This window comes from Tepidimonas ignava, from assembly GCF_004342625.1.
GTDB classification, from domain to species: domain Bacteria; phylum Pseudomonadota; class Gammaproteobacteria; order Burkholderiales; family Burkholderiaceae_C; genus Tepidimonas; species Tepidimonas ignava.
On sequence record NZ_SMAH01000029.1, the window covers coordinates 1 to 1,774 of the forward strand.

General features: G+C 57.7%; 1 protein-coding gene. It reads left to right on the forward strand.

Annotated features, from left to right (window positions below):
* Positions 1 to 1,550, forward strand: a 1,550-nt coding sequence (locus EDC36_RS13120; protein ID WP_132963717.1) for a matrixin family metalloprotease, incomplete at its 5' end; no start/stop codon positions are given.
* Between the last annotated feature and the right edge of the window lie 224 nt (positions 1,551 to 1,774).

The window sequence follows — 1,774 nt, forward strand, 5'->3', positions numbered from 1 at the left end:
GCGCGGGCCTGAGTGGGCAGGATGCGATCACCAAGGGTCAGCGCGTTATAGTGGACACGGTCACGCCTGAAAAGGTTAAAGCTGGCCAAGACGCACTGCAGGCCATTCACGAAGCAGGCATAACGCTCCCCGGTGCCGCCAGCGCAGCCGCGGCGGGTGAACGGTACGCCAACAACATCAACGTGCCGTTCACCCGCGCCAGTGTCCAGGTGCAGTGGCTCGAAGCGCAAGAGGGCACGGAGGCGTACGAGTGGAGCCAACCCACCGTCACGGTGTCGTTTCCTAACGTGATACCCACAGACCATGCAGCCGACGAAGACTTTGCGGCTGGCTGGCAGTCTGTGCCAACCCAGTGGCGCGCGGCTTGGCTTAGCGCCATGCAACAGGCCCTTGCGCCCATCAACATTAACCTGCAAGGCGTGGACTCCGACGGTGACATTCGTATAGCGCTGGGTGCGCTTGACAGTTGGGCGTATGGATGGGCTAATTACCCCGATGTCGGCCTGGGTGGTGATCTACAAATCAAATCCGCGTTTGCTTTTGAACAGGCTGGTACCATAAACAAGACGAACTATTTGTCCACCGTGCTGGTGCACGAGCTTGGCCATGCCATGGGCCTTAAACATCCATTTGAAGACGACCCTGTCATGCCCGCGGCATTGGATTCTCAACTGCTAAGCATCATGAGCTATACGAGCGCTCCAGATCTGTGGCCTACGGCACAGTGGGCCCTGTTACCGGGCGGTCGCACAGAGGTGACATCTCAATACGATCAAGTCTTTCGAAGTGACTACGGTATTGCTGACTTGGCAGTTTTGACGGTGTTGTACGGCGCGAACAAAAATCACCACGCAGGCAATACCACGTACACACTTGCTCCTCCTTCGCCTTCTACGTGGGCATATAGCACCCTTAGTGATGCATCAGGCACCGACACCCTCGACCTCACCGTGATTACCCGGGGTAACCGCATCGATATGCGCCCCGGCACCTTGTCTGACGTGGCTCCCATGACGCCTGAAGCGTGGGCAGAAAAACTCTACGACGAGGGTATGGCGTATTATCAGGCGCAAGGTTTTGCGCCGGCGTGGTTAAGCACGTGGGTATCCGGGTATGTGCAGGAAGTTGTGCAACGTGCGGGCGAGCGTTTATGGAATGGTCAATACAACCTTGGTGTCGCGTATGGTACCGTGATCGAAAACCTTCGCCTCGGTGGCGGCGATGATACGGTGCGCGACAACGCTGCCAACAACATCATCGATACGGGCGCAGGTAATGATACCGTTTACCTGTTGGGAGGAGGGTGGGACGCGGTGTACGGTAACGCCGGCACCGATGTCGTTGTCATCCCCTCGTTGGCTGCCGCAACGGTACAACGGCACAGCAGTGCCAGCGCAGCGACGATCATCATCAACAGCGGGGCAGCAGCGGTCCTGCGCGACGTTGAATATATTGCTGACACGTCCGGTAATTGGACGGCGCTGAGCGACGCCTTGGTGGGCGTGGCACCCAAGATCGCTGCGTGGAGCGATGGTCCGATGTTGGCCTAACCGAGAAAAAAAGAATAGGTCTGGGTGCGTGGCCGATCCCGCGTACTCGGGTTTTTAAGGGTGGCGCGTGAATCTCGCGCAAACTTTTCAAACCAAAGGAGGTAGTTGTTATGGCATCCATCACACCGACCCAACGTCTGAAGCTGATAGAGCTGTACATTGGGTATTTCAACCGTGCGCCGGAGCAGGCGGGTTTGGACTACTGGGCTGGGGAGTTGGCGGCG